Source organism: Paenibacillus faecalis, assembly GCF_900289175.1.
Lineage (GTDB): Bacteria > Bacillota > Bacilli > Paenibacillales > Paenibacillaceae > Paenibacillus_AQ > Paenibacillus_AQ faecalis.
In genome coordinates this window covers 859,374-880,471 of sequence record NZ_LT985747.1, presented here as the reverse complement: position 1 = coordinate 880,471, position 21,098 = coordinate 859,374, and the positions used below count along the sequence as shown (strand labels likewise).

Sequence of the window (21,098 nt, the reverse complement as noted above, 5' to 3'; positions counted from 1 at the left end):
GGAAAATGTGGAATGTATGGAGGTACAGTATGACCGAAGCGGCATTAAATACCCATGATGAAATGATCCGGCTCATCGGACACCGTGAGCTGTTTTTTTTGATGCATATGCTCGAAAGCCATGGTATCGTCGGCTTTGCCGATCCGTATCGCGGCTATCTGATCGATGAACTGGAAGCACAGTGGGAGGAGTGCAAGCAAAACCTGCTCAAGGCAGGGCTGCTCATCCAAAAAGAAGATGAACTCGAAGTCGAGCCGGTCATGGAAGCGTTCATGGCCGTCATGGACAGTCCGTATGCGATGCGGATTCAGCTGATCCGCGGCGGTGCATCTGTCTATGACGGATACATGCATATGCTGCCGCAGATGGTGATCGAACGGATCGAGGATGAAGAAGCAAGCCAGACTTGCCGCATCAGCGCCATCGCCAACGTCCAGCTGGCGACGATGTTTCTGGAGCATGTGTTTCCCGCCGATCCGCTACAAGGGCAGCCTGGCTTTGCCGCCCCTTTTACGCTTCCGGAGGACGTCTACGATGCGCTACTTCCGGACGGAGAAGAAAAGGATGTAGCGGATTGGCTGAACCAAGCGCAAGTGAGGCAGCTCAAAAGCATGATGAACGAAGCGACAGAGCACGGCCGGCTGACATTGTTGGAGCGGCGAGGGTCTGTATGGCGCCAGGAGATGCTGACCTACGGCCTGGGTGCAGGTGGAGGGTGGATCGCTAAAAGCAGCAAAGAAGAAGGAGTGCGGATCGAGAGCTATCGCCAGGCCAAGATGGGGCAGGCGATGAAGACTTTTGCCCAGGAACTGATGCGCAGAATGGAAACGGAAAGCGAGGATGCAGGTCATGACGAAAATTAAAGTCAACCCGGAACAGCTGGATCAAGCGGCAACGAGGTTTTTGGCGTGCAGCCAACAAAACCTGGAGATGGCCCAGGAGCTGAAAGGCATCATCGACGGCATGTCCGGGGAGTGGGAAGGCGTTACGCGGGAGAGATTCTACCAATCCTACACCGGTTCGCACGAGCAGTTGCAAAGCGTATCCGAGACGCTAAAAACGGTCGGTGAGGAACTAAAAGCGATTGCCGAACGCTTCCGAACGGCGGATAACAGCGCGTAACATATATAGGATATGTCGTGTGCGGAACGAGCCATATCATGTCGTGTGGCAGCAGCAATAAGCATAGCACTTGTATAGAGTGTGCCAATTATGAGTGCAGCAGGTACAGAGCGCGTTATAAGTGCGTCAATATGGGGAGAAGCAGGTATAGATGGTGCCATAAAGTGAGACAAACGTGAGCGAGTACTCACAGGTCGTGTCATAAATGCATCAACATGAGTGGAGCAGGAATAGATGGTCCGATAAGCGTGTCACACACGAGTGTATCACGCGATAGAGCGTATCTAACTTGGACCGTAGAGTGCACCATGCTGCAGCAGGCATACAAGGCATAGAGCTTAACATGCTTAAACGTGGCATAAGTGCTCCGCACATACACTTAAAACACCTTACGTAGCATGAACCCGCACAGGCAGCACCTTAGAGGAAGGGAGGACAGCTTTCATGTCAAGAATACGCGCCAACATTGCGGCACTGGAGAGAGCGGCCGCACAATTTGCCAGAGCCGGGCAAGAGTTGGGTCAGATCGCAGGTGAACAGCAAAGCCGAATTGCTTCTATCGATTGGGCTGGACGAGCGGAGCAGAAATTCATGCTGTCCTGGAATGAAAGCAGGGAGAGCGTCAAGCGGCTGACCGCCCTCACCGCCCAGATGGCCGCTCAGTGTCAAAGCTTGGCTGAAGCACTGCGGCGAGCTGATGAAGAGCAGCGCAAATAAACACGCAACACATTAGCGGGATCATAAAGGAGGGAAAGCCGCCTTGCGTATCGTCGTGGACCCGGAGGAGCTAAGTGACCTCCATAAAAAAATGAAAAGAGCAGGACGTGACATCGAACGCATGGGCAACATGCTGGAAGGCGTTTGGCGAAGCGTTGATTACGAAGGTTCCCAGCGGGGATCTCTTGATGCGACCTGGGCAGAGATGGCTGCCCTTTTTACACAGCTTGTTCAGCAGTATGAAGAGATGTCCGCTTTCCTGAACAAAAAATCCGGTGACTTTGCCGAAGCCGACGGACAAGAGAGCGGATTTAAGGCAGGCACACTGCTGAAATGGACCGCCATCGTCCTGGGAACGACACTTGACTTTGTCCCTGTAGTCGGCAATGTCAAGGGCGTGGTTGATGCCGCCCTCGGCTATGATGTGTTCACCGGAGAGAAGCTGTCGCGGACAGAGCGAACGCTTGGTATTTTGGGCCCTGCTGGGAAAGTGCTTAAACATGGCTCCAAAGCCATCGGCCTGATCGATGACGTGTCTGGCATCGGTAAGCAAGGCGACCGTGTATCCGATGTTCACAAAGCGGTGGAAGGTGCAGAACAGACTGCCGATGCGGCCAAACATGCAGATGCCGCCACGGGCACAGCTGGGACAGCCGCGAAGCATGGCGACCAAGCAGCGGATGCAGCCAAGCATGGCGATGAAGCTGCTGAAGTCGGTAAGCGCAGTGATGAAGCGGCTGGCAGTGCCAAACAAGGGGATGAAGCGCCAGCAGCAAGCACCGCCAAGCACAGTGATGAGGCGGCTGCTGCATCGGAGACTGCTGATCAAGCCGCCATCGCTGCTGCGGTCGGCACAGGCGGGGGAGCAGCCGCTGTTGGGGCAATTAGCGGCAAAGCAGGCGCCCCTCATGTGGCCAAGAAGGACAGGATTCATCCGAACTCCAAAGCCGCCGACCCGGTTGATACCTCCACAGGAGCCCAGGTGATCGAGCATCCCCTGCTTTACCTGCGCGGCGCCGAAGAGATTGCCTTTACCCTCCAATACAATTCACTATTGAGCGGGAAGGGTGCTCTGGGATACGACTGGTCCCATAACTTCGAGACAAGACTCGACATCAAAGACCATGAAATTGAGCTTTGGTGGAATAGCTTCCGTCATAACACTTACATCGCTGACGAGAGCGGAATATATCGAAGCACCGACTTAGACATGCTTCAGGATCGGATTATTCCTGTAGAGGGAGGATACCAGCTGGTTCGGGGCGATCATCGGATATTGTTCTTTAACCCCGAAGGGCGGCTCCAACAGATCGAGAGTGCGACCGGACAGACCCAGTCGCTTTTTTACGACGAGCAGGATCGGCTGATGGAAGTCAAAGATGACCTGACCGGACGGACATTTACCTTTACATACAATGACGCCGGCTTGCTTCACGCCGTCACCGATCCGCTCGGCCTTGCCGCTCGCTTTGACTATGCCGAAGGCCGGCTTTTGACCATTTACCCGCCCGATGACAGCCACATCGGATGCAAGTATACGACCGAAGGTCGTCTATCCTCCATCCGAAGCAGCGAAGGCATCACCTACTTTGTGAACGAATATGATGCCGAAGGCCGGGTCATCCGTCAAAACGATGCGCTCGGCAACATCTTTACCTTTCAATACGACGAACAGACCCGGCCTGGCTATATCATCACAACCTTTACCGACCGGGAAGGCGCTAGCCGCGTGTTCACTCACAATAACAGATACCGCTTGGTTGAACTGCAGAACGAACTGGGGCACATCACCCGCTATGACTACAACGAACAGGGGCTGTGCATTCACGAGTTTAGAGCTGATGGAAGCCAGATCGACTATGCATACGATGAAGAGGGACGCCTGCTCGAAAAGCGTCTGAACAAACAAGTCGAAAGCCGCTATGCGTATAACGAGCAAGGCCTGCTGATGTCCTATATCGATGGGGAAGGCCATACCATCTCCTTTCAATACGATGAACATCACCGGCCGGTGCAGCGGGAAGATGCCGATGGCGGAATTACCCGCATTTCGTACAATGAACGCGGCCTGATGGAGAGCATGACTGATCCGTCAGGCGCTGTAACAAAATATGCTTACGACGCTTTTGGCAACCTGATCGAAGTGACCGATCCGCTCGGATTCGTTACTCGGTATGAGTATGATGCCGGAGGACGAATCACGGCTGTGATCGATCCGTCAGGAGGCGTCACCGCGCGCACATATAATGTGAGCCACCAGGTGACCTCGGTGAAAGATCCGCTCGGTGCAGTAACCACCTGGACCTATGATACAGAAGGGCGTCTGAAGCGGCAGACCGATCCGCTCGGCCATGTAACTTCGTATTTGTACAACGCCATGGGCGACATTGCGGAGGAACGGGACGCCATGGGCCGCATTACCCGTTACCGCTATGACCATGAAGAGCGGCTCATTCAAGTGACCTTGCCTAACGGCGCTTCCACCCATTACGCCTATGATGCCGCCGGGCAGCTGGTGCAAATCACCGACCCGGCCGGAGTTATAACATGTTATGTCTACGATGCGGCCGGGCGGGTGATTCAGGTCACCGATCACGAAGGAAACCCGCTGCGGAAGATCGAATATGACAAGGATGGCAATCCGGCAGCGATCTCAAACGCCCTCGGTCACACAACAAAATACCGCTTCAACCGTCTCGGTCAGATCATCGAAGAACAAAACGCCAAGGGCGATCTCAAGCAATACGCCTATGACGCGCTGTCTCGCCTCGTTCGGGTTCATGAACAGGGCCATGAAAGCAGCCGAGCCTTTAATGCCGCGGGTCAGCTGAGCGGTTACCGTGATCCGTCCGGAAACGAAACGCAGTTCACATACGACTTGAACGGAAGGCTGACGAAGGAACTCACCCCTGCCGGAACGACGCTGGCGTACGCCTATGATCCTCGCGGCTTCCTGGTCCAAAGCGAAAATGCTCGCGGACAGACAACGAACTATACACCGGATGCCCTCGGCAGACTGCACATTCAGGAGGACGAGGCCGGAGTGATCGAGCGGGCTTACGATGCGTCCGGTCGCCTTTTGACTGTAACGGAGCGATCCCATGCAGGCGGTCGGGCCCAAACCCGTAAACGCTCATATGACCCGCTTGGCCGCGTCACCTCCTATACGAATGAACGCGGTAAGACGCTGCGGTACGAATATGATTGGCTCGGCAATTTGGCTGTTTTGCACTACCCGGATGGAAAAAAAGTGTCCTATCGCTACGACGCCGCTGGTCGAATGACCGAGGTCCGCGACTGGAAAGGCCGTGTAACGAGCTATACGTATGACAGCCGCGGACAGCTGGTGCGCACCGAGCGGCCGAACGGTACGGTGGAGCAGCGGGTATATGATCAAGAAGGCCAGCTGATTTCCCTGCTCGATACCGGAGCCAAAGGGGAAAATCTGCAGTTGTTTCGCTTTACGTATAATTCGCTTGGGCAACTGGTCAAGGAGAACGAAACCCGGTTCGAGTATAACGCCTGGGGCGCGCTAGTGGCTGCCAACCGCCGGAAGTTCAAGTATGATCCGTCAGGCAATATGACGGAAAGTACAGCAGGTGATGATCTCCTGCAGATGGTATATGGAGCGGATAACCGTCTGCACCGGGTGAACGGCGAGGAAGTTGCTATGGACGAAGACGGCAATCTGCTCAGCGGACCGCTTCGAGGAAGAAAGCAGACGTTTACCTACGATGCCCGAAACCGCCTGATTCAGGCGGGCAGCATCCAATACGGCTATGACGCCGAGAACGAGCGGTCCTGGATGACGCTTAACGGAGAGACACGCCGGTATGTGGTCAACCCGCATGCGGAATACAGCCAGCTGCTGATGGAAACCGATGAGAGCGGTAACCTGACTGCAGCTTATGTATATGGTTTGGGACTGATCGGCCGGGAAGACGCAGACGGCAGTTACCAAACGTATCATTACGACCTGCGCGGAAGCACGACGTTGTTGAGTGATGAGAAAGGTCAGATCACGGACCGCTATAGCTACGGCGCGTTTGGCGAGCTGCTTCGCCACGACGGAAAATCCTGTCAGCCGTTCGCTTACAACGGACGCGACGGTGTGCACACCGACCCGAATGGACTGTACTATATGCGTGCCCGGTATTATCACCCTGAGCTGAAACGGTTCTTAAACCGAGATATATTGCGAGGCGATATAACGAGCGGGCTGAGCATGAACCGCTACGCCTATGTCAACGGCAACCCGATCACGTTTGTGGACCCGCTGGGGTTAGATGCGATTCAAGCGGGGAAGGTTGGGGGGACTAGGGGTGAATGCAACTATGTTTTATACAATAAAACGCATAAAGATTCAATGCCAAGACCAAAAGGAACAGGTCCGAATGGAGGGAGGTTACAATCACATCATGGTTTACAGCAAGAATGGGCTAAACAAAATCTCAGTCAGTATGGATATAATCCTTCATTAGCCCCAACTGTAACGTTAGAAACAGGAAAAGGTTTACCTCATACAACTATAAGTAATGCTCAAAATGCTAGACGTGATTCTCGTGTAAATTCGGGACAAGGTAAGTGGAGTTCCTCACTACAAGACGAATTACAGTACATCATTGATGACTTTAAAGCGGCAGGATTTTCTCGAAATACTATAGACAATGTATTAGAACAACAATATAAGATGCTTGACAAAATTAAAGTACCATATGAAAGGATTAAATATAAATGAGATTATTGGATAATATTAGTGAGCAATTTCGTATTGATGCTAGTCAAGGACCATCTACTGAGAGAGAAATAGAACTGCTTCTTGAGTTTTCGAGCATCACTGTGCCAAATGACTATTTGGATATTATTCGATTAGCAACTGAGATAGAGATAAGTGTCGCTAAGGAAGTTTACATCCGCATTTGGGGAGCTACAGGCTGTACAGAAATGAATGAAGCATACCAAATTCAACAATATATTCCAAATTCTCTTGCAATCGGTGATGATGAGGGGGGGCGAGCATTAATTTATCTCAGTGGTAGTAAAGGATTCGGACTTTATATAATAGGGTTCGGAAATCTTGATATTGAAGATGCAGTATTTATTGCTCCTACACTAGAGGATTTACTGACTAAAAATATTGGAATAGATAATCTTTTAAACTTATGATCATTAGTGATTAATGTAATTATGAACCTTGATTGGCTTCTTGCCTTCCAAGGTTTCTTTTTTTAGGCGGGTTATCTAGTCCCGAATGAAACCATCATTCAACCAATAACTTATACAAAAAATAAATCGGGTTTACACCCCCAACAACAAGATCCTACAAATACAATCAACAAACCAAACACAAAATGATTCAAACACTTAAAAGCTCTTTGTTACTAGACTAGAAAGTCGACACAGAGAACTAAGAATAAAATAGAATAATAATATCTCCATTCGAGGTGTCCAACATGACGACAATCCTAATAATCCGAATCCAAACCAAATAACCAAATATTACAAAGAGTTTGACGGTAACATAAGTACACCTGGTACTCCAACGGGAAGTCACAGACTATTTGAACACCTTGATGATCCTACCAGAAGCTCACACTTCCCTTATTGTGCAAAGAAAAAAAGAATAAATGGGTGAGAGAAAATGTGTCTATTTTTGTATCATGCTTATTTACCAGAAAATCACGCATATTTTGTTTCGAAAGAACAAGTTATGCGAGAAGGAATACAATTTTCTACTAAATCTAATAATCGATATAGTAATGGTGGTAGAGTGAAAATTGAAAAGACCGAAAGTTTAAGACCTTTAGATACACCTGATTGGGTTAACTTTGAAGAAGCTATAGGTGTTGATATATCTAAACGTTTTTCTAAGTCCTTCTGTTTCCCTGTATTTACGATAAATACTCATATTTGATGGTGAGATTTCCATTGCTATTTATGACCAAGCGTTTCACGATGATTTCAAGGATTTTGATGAGGAAGCCCTGAACTTTGACACAGGAGAAAACATTGAGCATTGGATTAAGTTGTATTGGGGTAGTATGATGACACTTCGTGAGTACTTGTTAAAAAGGCCCTATCCAAAACCAGAGATATTGGTTTTTACGTCAATACCTAAAGAGATTATTCAAGTGTGTTAGGAAGTTTGTAAACTGTATATATAACCTTGAATGTGTATGTTCAAGGTTTATTTTTTGTATACCAAACGTATCATTACGACCTGCGCGGAAGCACGACGCTGTTGAGCGATGAGAAGGGTCAGATCACGGACGGTTACACCTACGGCGCATTGGCGAGCTGCTTCGTCACGAAGGCAAATCGGCCAACCGTTTGCTTATAACAGACGTGACGGTGTGCAGACTGACAAGAACGGTCTGCAATATATGCGTGCCCGGTATTATCACTCTGAGCTGAAACGGTTCTTGAACCGAGATATATTGCGAGGGGATATAACGAGCGGACTGAGCATGAACCGCTACGCCTATGTCAACGGTAACCCTGGACCCGCTGGGGTTGGATGCGATTCGGGCGGGGAAGGTTGGGTCTGGGGGGGCGGGACAAGGTCTTAAAGTACCACAAGGACTTACACAGGCACAATTTGATAAAGTATCGTCAATGATACGAGGAAAAGTAGGGCATATAAGTGACGATTTAGTTGTTCAAGGCAGCCGGGCAAAAGGAATAGCAAAACCAACTTCTGATATTGATATTGCTATTAGGGTTCCAGCGGAGAAATTTGATGAACTAATCCAAAGCTCTTTTAGTAAGGTTAAGCCGCCTAATCCAGGGTCTGCTAAGGAGAAAACAATGCTTCATGCTATTGAAACAGGGAAAATTCAATCAGGAGAAGCGAAACTGAGCAAGTTTAGAGAACAACTCCAACTAGGTATGGATGTCGATATATCAATTATTAAAATAGGTGGACCTTTTGACAATCCCCCATTTACACCACTCAAATGATTTGAGGTGATTATATTGGAAGAAGAATTCGATTTATTTACTAAAATTTATGTAGATAGCGATGTTGATAAAGAGATGTTACTAGATACAGTCTCAAACATCGTTACGGGTACTATTAGTGGTTCAAGCATATTGACGATGCAAGCAGAAATATTTATTTTTAATAACGGTGATTTCGATGAAGACAAAAGAAATCAAGGGAATGATGGCTTTCTATATTACAAGTACTACCTTGAAATTGAACCAACTGAAGATGTGGATGACCGTAACTATATATTAGAAATATCTAATTTGCTGACAAAGTTATGGGATGCTGATTTTAAAGCGATAGCATCGTGCGATTTTGAAGACTTGCTGCCAAGAAAAGGCGGTTATAATTTTGATGAGCGTTAAAGGTTAATACTTGCAGGTTTACATCAAAACAACTAGATCGTACAATACAACCACTTTCAAAAGCTCTTTCCTTCTTGAACTATGAGTTGGAATGAGCTTTTTTTGTATCAGAAAGGGAGATGAACAGACAGTAGAAAAACGTTAACAGGTAGCGTCAGAATAGTTGAAGGAACGGCAGTTAGCGGAAGCACGACGCTGTTGAGCGATGAGAAAGGTCAGATCACGGAACGCTATAGCTACGGCGCGTTTGGCGAGCTGCTTCGTCACGACGGAAAATCCCGCCAGCCGTTCGCTTACAACGGACGCGACGGTGTGCAGACTGACCCGAATGGACTGTACTATATGCGTGCCCGGTATTATCACCCTGAGCTGAAACGGTTCTTGAACCGAGGTATATTGCTAGGCGATATAATGAGGGACTGAGCATGAACCGCTACGCCTATGTCAACAGCAACCCGATTACCTATGTGGACCCGCTGGGGTTGGATGCGATTCAGGCGGGGATGGGGAATAATTTATCTTCAAGAAAAAGGATTGCCTCTCTATCCTAACCAAGGAGCAACAGTGGAACTTTGGGAGCGGAAATTGAGTCAATTGATGAATTAACGTGAAAGGATGGAGAATTAAATTGAATAGCGAGGAATTACAGTCTCTAAAAGAACTGTTATACAATGAAGATATTCATAATGTTATTTTAGAAGTCAAAAAAATAAAGAATCCATTGTTTCTTCATATATTTGCCGCTAACTATAACTGGAATAGTGAATTTGAAGTTCCTAAGGCTATTCTGGATAATGAAAATTGTGACTTTGGAACTGGTTTACTAATGTTTTATCGTGCGGATGGTTATCGTTTACTCGAATCAAATGATTCTATCTCGGGGTCTTTTTTTGGAAAGTGGAAAGAGTTCATTAAAAACTTGTACAAGAAATTACTTGATGGCAATTTCTCAGATAAGAGTATTTCTTATACTCCTCCATTAACAAACTGAGAAAACTAGCTCCTAATATTCCCAATGTGTTTTTGGATAAATCTCCTGGTAATGACGTGGAAATTCCAACTCTCTAGTATATCATGGGTGGGGTTTCCCAGTACAGCATAAATTAATAACACATATAACCCACGTAATATCTGTATGAAAATTTATGTTTCAAAACATTGAGTACATAAGATTTGGGCTTCAATATTCGTAGCAGTAAACTTGGTCATCCCGAGGAAAATCGTAGTGGATTATAATATAAATGTGGCATATTAAAGCGCTTACTATGATACAAGGGGAGGGTGAATATTTTGGATTATATCAAATGGATTAGAGGCAAAGTGGGACATGAGTGTATATTCTTGAATTTTGCTGGGGAGTGATTGAGAATGAAGATGGAGAAATTTTGTTACAAAAGAGAGGGGATAAGAAAGCATGGGGATTTCCTGGGGGTGCTTTAGAATTGGGGGAATCTACTGAAGAAGCAATGATTCGGGAAATAAAAGAAGAAACAGGCCTTTCGGTAAAAGCGGATAGATTAATAGGAGTATATACAAAATACTTTGATGAATATCCAAATGGAGATATAGCGCAATGCATCGTATCTGTTTTCAATGCTCGATAGTTGGTGGGAACTTGGAAGCTGATCATAATGAAACACTTGAACTATCTTTTTTTAAGCCAGATCGCGTTCCACCCTTGGTAAATAAACAACATGAAGATTGCTTAAAGGACTATATAGCCAATAAATCAGCGGTGTTTAGATAAATATACATAGCAATATAAAATTAACTATATCAAGAGGAAATAAATCACAATGTAGATATGAGTCGCACACCAGAGTCACCGGGTTGGTTGCTTGAATAAAAGGGGGAAACTCAAACAGATGGTGAAAATATTATTGACAGCCTAAAAAGCCTGAGAGTTCAGGCTTTTTTCTGTCTATACGTTTTGTTTTTCGCACGATTTCCGCAGGCTTTCATTGTACACCATCTACCTGTTCCGGGGCGGGAATGGTCCACAAATACCCACTGGCAATCGGCTGCAGAACACACTTTAATCCGGTGCCATAACTTATTTTTTCTAAGTTCAAAAATAAGTACAGCCAACCTTGCGAGTCCGCTCATTCCATCGGTTTGAAGGGGCTGTAAACTCTCTTGATCCTCCGTAAAACAGATCGAAAAGCTGAATCTATTTATAATTTCATTTAATGAACTCAAACCATGATCCTGCTCATCAAAAACATTGTTTACGATGATTTTCCTTGCTGCTGTCCTTAGCCTTATAGCAAGCTCCAGATCCTGATCGGTGACTTCTGCCTTTTCCGAGATAAGCTGATGCTTTAACAACCAATCGTATAGATCCTTAGAGGTGTTGAAATGCTCAATTCCCGGATCATTTTCAAAACGCATGCGTTTATCATGGGTATTAAAAAAGTCAGCCATAACCTCCAGATTATCGTATTCAGTCCCCATAATAACACTCCTATTGACTATTATGATGTTAACCATTAAAGTATGTTTACAGGTCACCTAACCTTTAAAATAATTTTAATGGTCATAGAGGAAAGCAAGGGAATATGGAAAGCAAGTCCCATCTTCCAATTAAAGATTTAATGCGGGAAAAAAAGTATTCGCAATGGTCCCTTGCTTTACAGTTTATCAGAGCACTGATGATTATGACATCTCTGGCTTTTGTAGTTATCAGTAATTATCTGAAGGGTACGCCTTCGCTTGGCATCATGATCACATCGTATGTGTTAAGCATGACTCTATTTACGATACCTGGCGGGAGACTTATAGAAAAATAGGATTACATTTTAATGATCTCCTCCATAGCTTTACTTGGAATGGTATGAATCATAAGCTTACGACGTACCCGAGCAGTGGTACATTATTTTATCGGCTTTGTCTGGCGGCAGTATTGCAGGAGACCCGGGTGCTATGTGTTCTTTGCTTGCTCATTGCTGCTGTTTCATCGATTTGCTGGGAACCGCAGAAGCGCAGCATTACCCTTGGTTCAACAATTCGGAAAAGGGACCAGCGAAGCCGCAATCCTTTTATCTGCACTAGCTTTTTATAGTGTTTTTAGTGGCATCGTGTATGCTTTGCTATTTCATAAGATCAATGTTTCGAATCTCAAACAAGCTATTTTACTTGTTCTCACCCTCATATTCAGTTGTTTGTAACTGGCCTTCTCACCCGACTTTTTTCATTCATGGCTGTCAGTCTGATTGGATTATCCGTGGCTCTACTCATGACGGTTCGTTCAATTGCAGTTGAAGGAGTAATACCGAATGAGCATAAGACGGAAGGGTTCAGTATAATCAACACCGCTCATACGATTGGATTTGCTTTAGGCGGACCTTCTGATTTCAATATTGCCGCTGTTCTGGATGATTATAGCTGCTGCTCATCATTGGAACCCTCACCATCGTCGCAACTACTCTTCTTGGAGCTGATCACTAAAAGTTACGAGCTAAGGAACTACACACAACTCGTAATACCCAATAATCATTAAAGGAGATCTGAATATGAACCTTAAACCATTCACTGTCCATATAGAAGATAAAGAGATTGAAGATTTATATAAGCGCTTGGAATTAACACGTTGGCCGGATGAGATCCGTGATTCCAAATGGGAGTATGGAATACCTTTGGATTTTGTAAAGGAAATGGTCAGTTATTGGCGGGATGATTTTAATTGGAGAAAAGTAGAAAACAGGATCAATTCGTATTCCAATTACATGACTAATATCGATGGGCATGACATTCATTTTATTTATGAGCGTGAAAATGGCCGGAACGCTCAGCCGATCCTTATTCCGCATGGTTGGCCGAGTACCTTTTACGAAATGCTTGATCTGATTCCTTATCTGACACATCCGGAACAATTCGGCGGTGATCCAGAAGATTCTTTTGACGTGATTATCCCTTCGATTCCGGGACATGGCTTCTCATCCTCTCCGTTAACATCGGGCTTTGAAGATCGGCAAGTCGCAGCGCTGCTCGTTAAATTAATGAATGGACTTGGATATACCCGATTCGGAGTCCATGGATATGATTTGGGAGCAAGTATACTAGGCTTGATGTGCTTAGATTATCCAGAGAGCATCATTGGATATCATACGACTTCACCGGGGAATCCTAGCCCCTATATCGGGCAGGATACGATTTTATCAGAGGCTGAGCAGGAGTTTCTTTCGTACTGCAAGCAGTGGTATGGGGAAGAAGGGGGTTATGCTCACATTTTAGGCACAAAGCCACAGACGATGGCATACGCGCTTCATGATTCTCCAGCAGGTATGGCAGCTTTTATTCTTGAAAAATGGTATTTATGGACAAGTCCGCCAAGCGGAGATCTATTGCAGCATTTTAGTAATGAGGTTTTAATGGCCAACGTTTCAATCTATTGGTACACGCAAACGATGAACTCGTCCAACCGATTTTATTTTGAAGGCAAGCATACGAAATGGCCTGATCATACCGATTTTTCACAGGTTCCTCATGGAGTTTTGCTGACGGCCACACAAGCACATGAACGACCTCCAAGAGAATATGTTGAAAGGCTATTTCCGAATATTGTAAGCTGGAAAGAGTTACATAAAGGTGGACATTTTGTAGCAGCTGAAGATCCACAGCTTATGGCAGATCATATCCGATCATTTTTTAAGTCCCTTTCATAAAGCTTAAAGTCCCGGGCATGATGAATGGATTAAAGCGGACTAAATAAGACTAAAGAGGATCACGAGTTTTTGCAATTGTGATTTCAGAATTATACAATGAATAAGGTTGAATTGTTGGAGATTTCAAACAGCTGACTCTTCATTTCCCGGGAAACATAATTCATTGATCACTCGCGCTGCTGCCGAGATTAAGGAGAAGGTATGTCACATGTAAACAACAAGCAGCGGTGGAACGATATCGTTGAGCTTGGGCTATATGTTATTTGCGGTGTTTCTTTAGTTTATTTTGCAATAACCGGGGTTTATGCGAAATGCTTTCAAGCGCTGCTTATTATTGCTGTTCTGCTGTTACTGCGGGGATTAATCAAAATAACAAAGAGCGAGCTGCCTTCGGCATTGCGTTTTTCAGTACTGATGTTTATTGCGCTTACCATGATGTTTGCTAATCTATTTAGTATGTATGGTGTCATTCCATATCTGGATAAAATCGAGCATTTGCTGTCCGGGATTATTCTTGCATTTGTCGGTTTGTATCTGTTCCAAAGGATGTTGCAGCATCAGGATAAGCAAGTACAGCTTCCAGGAAAAATTGCCATCTGGTTCTCGTTTTGGTTTGCGGTCGCCATGGCCGGAGTTTGGGAAGTATACGAATTCACAGTGGATCACCTGCTCGGTTTTAACTCACAAAATGGCAGTCTAAAGGATACGATGCTCGACATTATATGTGGAATAGTCGGTGCAATCATAGCTTCGCTGTATCTCAAGGTTAAGATGAAGCGAGAAGCTGCAGACAGTTAGCTGTTCTGAGGCTAGACAGCTGTTTTAAATTCAGTGCTCATAATTTTCCAGCATCGTTTATAATTGTACATAACGAATAGTATTATTGCCTTAGACAACTGATTCTGTTGAATGGAAGGTGAAGTCATAGTGGACTATCTAAGCTCTAAGCAAAGCGGTGGCTCATGCTCTAAGGCACGCTCCCTGGGAATATGAATTGGAGATGGATTCAGAAGGGTGGGTGGAAACAGAGCAGCTAGTCTCGGCTTTGCGTCTGGAAAAGCAGTGGGTATCACTTCAAGCTGATGACTTGATCAATATGCTGGATGCAGCCGATAAAAAGCGGTATGAAATCAGGGATGGCAAGATTAGAGCTTTGTATGGACACTCGTTTCCTCAAAAAATAACGAAAACTCCAGGAACTCCGCCCCCTGTCGTATATCATGGAACGCCAAGACGGTGGGTGGAGCAAATTATGAACGATGGCTTACGGCCTATGGGGAGGCAGTATGTGCACCTAGCTGCGGATCCCGAAATGGCGCTCACTGTTGGAAAGCGGAAGGATTCTGAGCCGGTGCTGCTTGGCGTTTATGCCGAAGCGGCTTCTAAAGACGGTATCCTGTTTTACCAAGGGAATCATACCGTATGGCTAGCCGATTACGTTCCATCGCAGTACATTTATATATGTCAAACGGCCCCTAAAACCTTGTTGAGTTGAAACAGCTCTTCAAGGTTTTTTGATCTGTAACCCTGATTTTGCTGTAGGAGGAAAGCTTCTCGTGGTATAGACTGGCTCAATCCATTAGGCAGAGAAGGATTTATGCAAGAGTTGTTTTCTTAAAGCATGAAAGAAGCTTTACCACGCTGTTATCGTAGGGCTCATTTTTTGAATAGATATACTTCTGGAGGAGGATGGGTAGTCATACCGGGGATTGATTTATTTACCAGATTTGATGTTATATAATGGGGACTAACTGTAGGTTAACGGACATATTCATTATCCTATAGATTATACTTTGTGGTCAGGGGAGGCATTCTTGATGATTCAGTTTCCAAAACCGGATGTAGAGCAGTTTTTTCAGACCTATGTTATTCGTTGCTTCGGAGTTCATACAGATGAGTCGCGTTTAGTATTCAGCAGCAGCTTGAACGGCAAGTTTAATTTATGGGCCATTGATTTGAATGGAGAAACATCATATCCGTATCCGCTTACGTACAATGATCAGATCTGCGATTTTATTAAGCTGGACCCGGAAGGGCGCCATATTTTGACGGCCTTTGACCGCGACGGAAATGAAAACTATCAATTTCATGCACTTCGCTGGAATGGCGGAGATCCGATGCCGTTGTTTGAAGGGGTCTCGCCGGAGGATAAGCATTATTTTGTTCATTTATCGGAAGATGGAAAGCGGTTGTATTACAGCACTTCTAAAGATAACCCAACTTATTTGAATGCATGTGTGTATGATCTGGAATCCAAACAGACGAAGCTATTGCTCGAGGGGAAAGATATCACTACTTATTTGGCCGCGGTGAGTCCTGACGAAAAAAGTATAGTTTATAGCAAAATGTACGCCAATACATATTATTTAAGCTATGTGCATCGTGAAGGGGAAGAGGATCAATGTCTGACGCCTTCATCGGAACAGATTCATATAGCAGGCGGCGCCATTTTCCTGGATAATGATACAGTGTTGTTCGCAACCAATTTTGATTCGGAATATACTTATATGGCAACATACGATATTCCCAATAAACAATTTAAACCACTCTATCAATTTGACCGTGAAAGCATCAGCCAGCTGAAATATCATAAAGAATCCCGCACGGTGTACATGGTCACGGATAAGGGAGTTGAGGATAAGCTGTATGCTTATTCATTGGATAGCGGCGAAGTGACGCCAATACCGCTTCCTTCGGATATCGTCGAGCAGCTTACTGTGGCCAGATCGGGCAATCTGTATTTGCTGGCCCGCGGAGCAGTGAAACCGTTTAACATCTACCGTTATCAAGACGGAGCGTGGTCGATGATTACCCGGAATGTAATGACCGGTTTAAACGAGGAGGATCTGGTATCCCCTGATGTCATTACATACCGCTCGTTCGATGGAATGGAAATTGAGTCGCTTTTGTTCCGTGCCAAAGAGCACCTTGCGAACGGTTATACGGTATTCTGGCCGCACGGCGGGCCTCAGGCTGCTGAACGGAAACAGTTCCGTGCCATGTTCCAGTACATTATTGCACAAGGATATAACATCTTCTGTCCGAACTTCCGCGGCAGTACCGGTTATGGCAGCTCTTTTGTAAAGCTGGTGGAGAAGGATTGGGGAGAAGGGCCTCGCAAGGACTGCCTGGCCGGCATGGACTGGTTGTTTGAGCAGGGTATATCTAGCCGTGAGAAACTGTTCGTCATGGGCGGCAGCTATGGTGGCTACATGACGCTGCTCCTGGCAGGGCGCAACCCGGAATATTTCCGTGCAGCGATCGATATTGTAGGTGTCAGCAATCTGTTTACATTCTACAATTCTGTACCGGAACATTGGAAGCCGATCATGGAGCGCTGGATTGGAGATCCAGAGCGGGACAAGGAACTGTTTATCAAAGATTCCCCAATTACGTATTTGGATAACATGGTGAATCCGATACTGATTATTCAAGGAGCTAATGATCCACGGGTTGTTAAAGAAGAATCGGATCAGATCGTTGAAGCTCTTCGTGCCAAGGGACGTGATGTAGAATACATTGTGTTTGATGACGAGGGTCATGGTATAACGAAAAAGGCGAACGAAAAAATCGCTTATGCGCGCATGGTCGAGTTCCTTAATCGTTGCCAATAAAATAATGCATCATAACGGCAGACCGAGAAAAGATCTTCTTGGTCTGCTTTTTGCGTCCTGATCCTGTTTAAAAACGGCAAAGTTCAGCCAATGAGTACATAAATTTAAACATAAGTTGATTTTTACGAAATACACTAGGTTTAGAGGACCTGATGACAATGCTGACCATTGGCAGTCCGGTGAAGGATGAAAGTGAAAAACCGAGGAGGAATAAGATGAAAACGCTCACAAACCTGATGGCTGGGAATGCAGACAAAAGTAAGGATATGGGACTGATCATATGCTCTAACTGTGACGAATTGATTGATACATTGCCAACGGATGGTGTGAAAATTATTCATAGCCAATGCGGCAGGGATGAATGCCGTGGGATGTGTTCCAGGGAATTGTAAGCGTGGAAATGATTAAATACCAATAATTATTTGGCCAAATTTATCATAGGTTTATATTTCGCTCAAAAAACGCCGCCGTCTTTTAATTAGGACGCGCAGGCGTTTCTTTATGTATTAATGTCGCTAATATTGTGATAAATGAAGGATATAACGGCATTTGATCTGTGAAAAAAGAATTATTTATATCGTCATAGCGTGGATTTTCTTAAAAATATGTTGCATATATAATATATATGACGTATTATATCGGCAGGTAGAGAAAGCAGCAGCAGGCATTGGAACGTATCACGATACAACCATTATTTATAATCGAACACTATGAGAACATAAGGAGGAATATCACAATGAGTACTTTCAAGAACATGGCGAAAGAGAAGGATGAAGGGAGCGTTATGGGGCTTATTATTTGTTCCGGCTGCAATGAATTGATCGACATCCTTCCAACCAATGGCGTGCAGATTATTTATGGTTGCTGTGGAAGAGAAAAATGCAAAAGCTGCGGCTCTGAAACTGTATAAAGATTGAAATACTGATTTCCGGAGCAGTCGTACTTTTCTGGCATCCGGGAGCAGGAGGGATATACTATCGAACTGACAGCGCGACAAAAAGATATCTTAAACATTGTAAAAAAACACGCCCCTATTACAGGAGAGCAGATCGCGGAAATGTTGAATGTCAGCCGCGCTACGCTTCGTACCGATTTGTCCAAACTTGTGATTTTGGATTATATCGATGCAAAACCTAAAGTTGGATATTTTCTTGGCAACCGAGGAACGACGGAGCATGATGAAAAATTTCGTTTTCTAAAGATGAAGGTTGGGGATGTACACAGTGTCCCGGTTATTGTGCGGGAGACAACAACGATTCATGAAGCAGTCGTATCTTTATTTTTAGAAAATGTGGGTAATTTGATTGTGACGGATGCGGAAGGACATCTGGCCGGTATCGTTTCCAGAAAGGATCTTTTGAAGGTTACCATTGGTAATCCAACGGCTTCATCTATGCCAGTCAGTCTAATTATGACACGTCAAGCCAACGTGACGACCGTACAGCCAGAAGATTCCGTACTGGAGGCGGCGAGAAGAATCATTACACATCAAATCGACAGTCTGCCAGTCGTGGTTCCGTCGGATTCTGGTAACCCGGGCGACTGGAAGGTAGTTGGACGCATTACTAAAACGAATATCATAAAAATGTTGCTCGATATGGTAGCAGAGGAATAGTGGGAGGAATGGGATGTATCAGGAACCGACTCATTTCATAGCAATATGTTCGGATTCAATCGGTGAGACAGCCGAAGCCGTCGTTCAGGCGACCATGCGTCAGTTCGAGCTCCCGGATATGGAGCTCAAACGGTTTATGAATGTACGTGAAGAGGATGAGATCACTGAAATCATGGAGGAGGTAGCGAGTAAAGGCGGTTTTGTCGCTTATACGCTGGTTCAGCCGGAACTTCGTGAAGTAATCAAGGCGGAAGCCGTCCGCCTTAACGTTCGGGCTGTGGACATTATGGGGCCGATGATGCAGGCTTTTGCCGATACATTTAATGATTATCCGAAACGGCTTCCCGGTCTTTTACATCGTCTGGATGAAAACTATTTCCGCAGGGTAGAAGCGATGGAATTTGCAGTCCAGTATGATGATGGCAAGGATGTAAGTGCTATTTTAAAAGCGGATATCATTTTGCTCGGAGTATCTCGAATTTCGAAGACTCCGCTATCGATGTTTTTGGCACATAAGGGATATAAAACCGTCAATTATCCGATCGTGCCGGAGATGACACCACCTTCACAGTTACGCGAAGTGACGGAAGGCAAAGTATTCGGATTGACCATGGATGCCGAACACTTGCTGAAAATAAGAATGGAACGATTGAAGGTCATGGGCCTTCCTTACGAAGTACAGTACACAGCGATGGAACGTATTAAGGAAGAACTGGATTATGCGCACCGTCTATTTGCTGAATTGGAATGTCCAGTTATTGATGTAACTGATAAAGCTATTGAGGAAACTGCGGGACTTATTATGAATTCATGTAAAATGTAAGAGGGAATCGAAAGGAGTGAGGATCGTGGAGAGTCAGCTAGCATTAGAGCTTGTGCGGATTACAGAAGAGGCGGCGCTGGAATCGGCCCGTTGGACAGGAAGAGGCGACAAACACAGCGCTGATGAGGCCGCGACAGCAGCTATCCGTCATCATTTTGATTCCGTGTCAATGGATGGTGTCGTCGTTATTGGCGAAGGCGAGATGGATGAGGCCCCGATGCTGTATATCGGCGAAAGAGTAGGGAATCGGAAGGGCCCTAAAATGGATATCGCTGTGGACCCGCTGGAGGGAACCGAGACAGTCGCAAACGGTTTAAACAATGCTTTGTCGGTTATTGCAGCGGCTCCCCAAGGCAGTCTCTTACATGCGCCGGATATTTATATGCATAAATTGGCTATGGGGCCTGCTCTTGCAGGAAAGCTAAGTCTTGATGACCCGATTGAACTAACTCTGAGCAAAGCTTCAAAACATCTGGGAAAATCATTGTCCGAATTAACGGTATCGATTTTAGACCGTGAACGGCATAGCGAGATGATTGCAGCCTTGCGTAAATCGGGTGTTCGCATCAAGCTGCTCAGTCATGGTGATGTGATGGGCTCTATTGAAACCTGCACGAACAGCGAGGTTGATCTGTATGTCGGGTCCGGTGGAGCACCGGAAGGTGTTCTGGCGGCTGCAGCGTTAAAATGTTTGGGCGGGGAAATACAGGGACGGTTGATTCCTGAAACAACAACAGACTTTTCACGCTGCCAGCGTATGGGACTAACTGATCCGCATCAGCTGCTGCGTATGCATGATATGGTAGGACACGAGGGTGTACTATTTGTAGCTACCGGCGTAACACCGGGTGATTTTTTACGAGGTGTGAAATATCTGCCGGGTCATCGTGCAGAGACGCATTCGGTAATGATGTATTCCGGGACACGTACAATCCGGTATATCCGGAGTGTTCACTATTTGGAGGAGCTTTCTGAAACTCTACCCGCTGCAGCGTCCTCTTGATATATGATATTAGTAGTATCTCTGAATTGTTGTCAATTAAATGTTTAACGGTGCTTTAAACCGTGTATATAACGATAAGGAAGGGACTTTTGTCTCTTCCTTATTATTATGTATAGAGTTAAAAACGGCCTGGCGTACGATTATTAGAGAGAGGAATGAATCGGTGTTGGTCCATAACGGAACTCAT

General features: G+C 45.6%; 23 protein-coding genes and 1 pseudogene. 23 read left to right on the top strand and 1 reads right to left on the bottom strand.

Annotated elements, in window-relative coordinates; all coding sequences use genetic code 11:
* The first annotated feature begins 29 nt into the window (after nucleotides 1-29).
* From C8268_RS04310 to C8268_RS04255, 13 genes and pseudogenes are all read left to right on the top strand, one after another.
* Nucleotides 30-863, top strand: coding sequence for a hypothetical protein (locus C8268_RS04310; protein ID WP_106766537.1), 834 nt, complete (start codon nucleotides 30-32; stop codon nucleotides 861-863).
* Nucleotides 850-1,122, top strand: coding sequence for a WXG100 family type VII secretion target (locus C8268_RS04305; protein WP_106766536.1), 273 nt, complete (start codon nucleotides 850-852; stop codon nucleotides 1,120-1,122). The genes C8268_RS04310 and C8268_RS04305 overlap by 14 nt, the downstream gene beginning before the upstream one ends.
* Nucleotides 1,123-1,566: 444 nt before the next feature.
* Nucleotides 1,567-1,839, top strand: a complete 273-nt coding sequence (locus C8268_RS04300; RefSeq protein WP_106766535.1) for a WXG100 family type VII secretion target — start codon at nucleotides 1,567-1,569, stop codon at nucleotides 1,837-1,839.
* A 43-nt stretch (nucleotides 1,840-1,882) separates the two neighbouring features.
* Nucleotides 1,883-6,577, top strand: a complete 4,695-nt coding sequence (locus tag C8268_RS04295; protein ID WP_106766534.1) for an RHS repeat-associated core domain-containing protein — start codon at nucleotides 1,883-1,885, stop codon at nucleotides 6,575-6,577.
* Complete coding sequence (locus C8268_RS04290) at nucleotides 6,574-7,005, top strand: SMI1/KNR4 family protein (protein WP_106766533.1); 432 nt, start codon at nucleotides 6,574-6,576, stop codon at nucleotides 7,003-7,005. Before C8268_RS04295 ends, C8268_RS04290 begins: the two co-directional genes overlap by 4 nt.
* A gap of 475 nt (nucleotides 7,006-7,480) precedes the next feature.
* On the top strand, nucleotides 7,481-7,753 hold the full coding sequence (locus C8268_RS23060) for a hypothetical protein (protein ID WP_234032667.1): 273 nt from the start codon (nucleotides 7,481-7,483) through the stop codon (nucleotides 7,751-7,753).
* 334 nt (nucleotides 7,754-8,087) lie between these two features.
* Nucleotides 8,088-8,408, top strand: coding sequence for an RHS repeat-associated core domain-containing protein (locus tag C8268_RS23475; protein WP_106766532.1), 321 nt, complete (start codon nucleotides 8,088-8,090; stop codon nucleotides 8,406-8,408).
* Nucleotides 8,323-8,799, top strand: coding sequence for a nucleotidyltransferase domain-containing protein (locus C8268_RS04275; RefSeq protein ID WP_106766531.1), 477 nt, complete (start codon nucleotides 8,323-8,325; stop codon nucleotides 8,797-8,799). The genes C8268_RS23475 and C8268_RS04275 overlap by 86 nt, the downstream gene beginning before the upstream one ends.
* A gap of 15 nt (nucleotides 8,800-8,814) precedes the next feature.
* Complete coding sequence (locus C8268_RS04270) at nucleotides 8,815-9,192, top strand: 1,4-dihydroxy-6-naphthoate synthase (RefSeq protein ID WP_106766530.1); 378 nt, start codon at nucleotides 8,815-8,817, stop codon at nucleotides 9,190-9,192.
* 198 nt (nucleotides 9,193-9,390) lie between these two features.
* Nucleotides 9,391-9,615 carry an RHS repeat-associated core domain-containing protein gene (locus C8268_RS04265; RefSeq protein ID WP_158702672.1) on the top strand — a complete coding sequence of 75 codons (225 nt, stop codon included), beginning with the start codon at nucleotides 9,391-9,393 and terminating at the stop codon, nucleotides 9,613-9,615.
* Nucleotides 9,616-9,617: 2 nt separating this feature from the next.
* On the top strand, nucleotides 9,618-9,743 hold the full coding sequence (locus C8268_RS23295; RefSeq protein ID WP_272939318.1) for an RHS repeat-associated core domain-containing protein: 126 nt from the start codon (nucleotides 9,618-9,620) through the stop codon (nucleotides 9,741-9,743).
* Nucleotides 9,744-9,820: 77 nt separating this feature from the next.
* The gene (locus C8268_RS04260) at nucleotides 9,821-10,183 is read left to right on the top strand and encodes a DUF4274 domain-containing protein (protein ID WP_106766528.1); all 363 of its coding nucleotides are present in this window, start codon (nucleotides 9,821-9,823) and stop codon (nucleotides 10,181-10,183) included.
* Nucleotides 10,184-10,482: 299 nt separating this feature from the next.
* Nucleotides 10,483-10,939: pseudogene (locus tag C8268_RS04255) on the top strand (NUDIX hydrolase).
* A 158-nt stretch (nucleotides 10,940-11,097) separates the two neighbouring features.
* On the opposite strand, the gene C8268_RS04250 reads toward C8268_RS04255, so the two are convergent.
* Nucleotides 11,098-11,646 carry a CGNR zinc finger domain-containing protein gene (locus C8268_RS04250; protein ID WP_106766527.1) on the bottom strand — a complete coding sequence of 183 codons (549 nt, stop codon included), beginning with the start codon at nucleotides 11,644-11,646 and terminating at the stop codon, nucleotides 11,098-11,100.
* 104 nt (nucleotides 11,647-11,750) lie between these two features.
* Here C8268_RS04250 and C8268_RS04245 point away from each other — a divergent pair, with 104 nt between their 5' ends.
* The 10 genes from C8268_RS04245 (at nucleotide 11,751) to glpX (ending at nucleotide 20,911) form a co-directional block, all read left to right on the top strand.
* The gene (locus tag C8268_RS04245) at nucleotides 11,751-11,981 is read left to right on the top strand and encodes a hypothetical protein (RefSeq protein WP_106766526.1); all 231 of its coding nucleotides are present in this window, start codon (nucleotides 11,751-11,753) and stop codon (nucleotides 11,979-11,981) included.
* Between the two features lie 723 nt (nucleotides 11,982-12,704).
* Nucleotides 12,705-13,856, top strand: a complete 1,152-nt coding sequence (locus C8268_RS04240) for an epoxide hydrolase family protein (RefSeq protein ID WP_106766525.1) — start codon at nucleotides 12,705-12,707, stop codon at nucleotides 13,854-13,856.
* 201 nt (nucleotides 13,857-14,057) lie between these two features.
* Complete coding sequence (locus tag C8268_RS04235) at nucleotides 14,058-14,654, top strand: DUF2238 domain-containing protein (RefSeq protein WP_106766524.1); 597 nt, start codon at nucleotides 14,058-14,060, stop codon at nucleotides 14,652-14,654.
* A gap of 157 nt (nucleotides 14,655-14,811) precedes the next feature.
* Nucleotides 14,812-15,351 carry an RNA 2'-phosphotransferase gene (locus C8268_RS04230; RefSeq protein WP_106766523.1) on the top strand — a complete coding sequence of 180 codons (540 nt, stop codon included), beginning with the start codon at nucleotides 14,812-14,814 and terminating at the stop codon, nucleotides 15,349-15,351.
* A gap of 322 nt (nucleotides 15,352-15,673) precedes the next feature.
* Entirely contained in the window at nucleotides 15,674-17,470 is a 1,797-nt protein-coding gene (locus C8268_RS04225; RefSeq protein ID WP_106766522.1) for a S9 family peptidase, read from the top strand.
* A 215-nt stretch (nucleotides 17,471-17,685) separates the two neighbouring features.
* Nucleotides 17,686-17,862 carry a GapA-binding peptide SR1P gene (locus tag C8268_RS04220; RefSeq protein ID WP_106769833.1) on the top strand — a complete coding sequence of 59 codons (177 nt, stop codon included), beginning with the start codon at nucleotides 17,686-17,688 and terminating at the stop codon, nucleotides 17,860-17,862.
* Nucleotides 17,863-18,206: 344 nt separating this feature from the next.
* The gene (locus tag C8268_RS04215; protein WP_106766521.1) at nucleotides 18,207-18,380 is read left to right on the top strand and encodes a GapA-binding peptide SR1P; all 174 of its coding nucleotides are present in this window, start codon (nucleotides 18,207-18,209) and stop codon (nucleotides 18,378-18,380) included.
* A gap of 42 nt (nucleotides 18,381-18,422) precedes the next feature.
* Nucleotides 18,423-19,085 carry a helix-turn-helix transcriptional regulator gene (locus tag C8268_RS04210; protein ID WP_106766520.1) on the top strand — a complete coding sequence of 221 codons (663 nt, stop codon included), beginning with the start codon at nucleotides 18,423-18,425 and terminating at the stop codon, nucleotides 19,083-19,085.
* A gap of 13 nt (nucleotides 19,086-19,098) precedes the next feature.
* A complete protein-coding gene (locus C8268_RS04205) occupies nucleotides 19,099-19,908 on the top strand; it encodes a pyruvate, water dikinase regulatory protein (protein WP_106766519.1) in 810 nt (269 codons plus the stop codon).
* Nucleotides 19,909-19,933: 25 nt separating this feature from the next.
* A complete protein-coding gene (gene glpX / locus C8268_RS04200; RefSeq protein WP_106766518.1) occupies nucleotides 19,934-20,911 on the top strand; it encodes a class II fructose-bisphosphatase in 978 nt (325 codons plus the stop codon).
* The last annotated feature ends 187 nt before the right edge of the window (nucleotides 20,912-21,098 follow it).

Excerpts from the sequence above, each read along its gene's own strand:
- C8268_RS04310 (WP_106766537.1), top strand. The coding sequence starts at position 30 with ATGACCGAAGCGGCATTAAATACCCATGATGAAATGATCCGGCTCATC.
- C8268_RS04305 (WP_106766536.1), top strand. The coding sequence starts at position 850 with ATGACGAAAATTAAAGTCAACCCGGAACAGCTGGATCAAGCGGCAACG.
- C8268_RS04300 (WP_106766535.1), top strand. The coding sequence starts at position 1,567 with ATGTCAAGAATACGCGCCAACATTGCGGCACTGGAGAGAGCGGCCGCA.
- C8268_RS04290 (WP_106766533.1), top strand. The coding sequence starts at position 6,574 with ATGAGATTATTGGATAATATTAGTGAGCAATTTCGTATTGATGCTAGT.
- C8268_RS23060 (WP_234032667.1), top strand. The coding sequence starts at position 7,481 with ATGTGTCTATTTTTGTATCATGCTTATTTACCAGAAAATCACGCATAT.
- C8268_RS23475 (WP_106766532.1), top strand. The coding sequence starts at position 8,088 with ATGAGAAGGGTCAGATCACGGACGGTTACACCTACGGCGCATTGGCGA.
- C8268_RS04275 (WP_106766531.1), top strand. The coding sequence starts at position 8,323 with ATGTCAACGGTAACCCTGGACCCGCTGGGGTTGGATGCGATTCGGGCG.
- C8268_RS23295 (WP_272939318.1), top strand. The coding sequence starts at position 9,618 with ATGAACCGCTACGCCTATGTCAACAGCAACCCGATTACCTATGTGGAC.
- C8268_RS04250 (WP_106766527.1), bottom strand. The coding sequence starts at position 11,646 with ATGGGGACTGAATACGATAATCTGGAGGTTATGGCTGACTTTTTTAAT.
- C8268_RS04245 (WP_106766526.1), top strand. The coding sequence starts at position 11,751 with ATGGAAAGCAAGTCCCATCTTCCAATTAAAGATTTAATGCGGGAAAAA.
- C8268_RS04240 (WP_106766525.1), top strand. The coding sequence starts at position 12,705 with ATGAACCTTAAACCATTCACTGTCCATATAGAAGATAAAGAGATTGAA.
- C8268_RS04235 (WP_106766524.1), top strand. The coding sequence starts at position 14,058 with ATGTCACATGTAAACAACAAGCAGCGGTGGAACGATATCGTTGAGCTT.
- C8268_RS04225 (WP_106766522.1), top strand. The coding sequence starts at position 15,674 with ATGATTCAGTTTCCAAAACCGGATGTAGAGCAGTTTTTTCAGACCTAT.
- C8268_RS04220 (WP_106769833.1), top strand. The coding sequence starts at position 17,686 with ATGAAAACGCTCACAAACCTGATGGCTGGGAATGCAGACAAAAGTAAG.
- C8268_RS04215 (WP_106766521.1), top strand. The coding sequence starts at position 18,207 with ATGAGTACTTTCAAGAACATGGCGAAAGAGAAGGATGAAGGGAGCGTT.
- C8268_RS04205 (WP_106766519.1), top strand. The coding sequence starts at position 19,099 with ATGTATCAGGAACCGACTCATTTCATAGCAATATGTTCGGATTCAATC.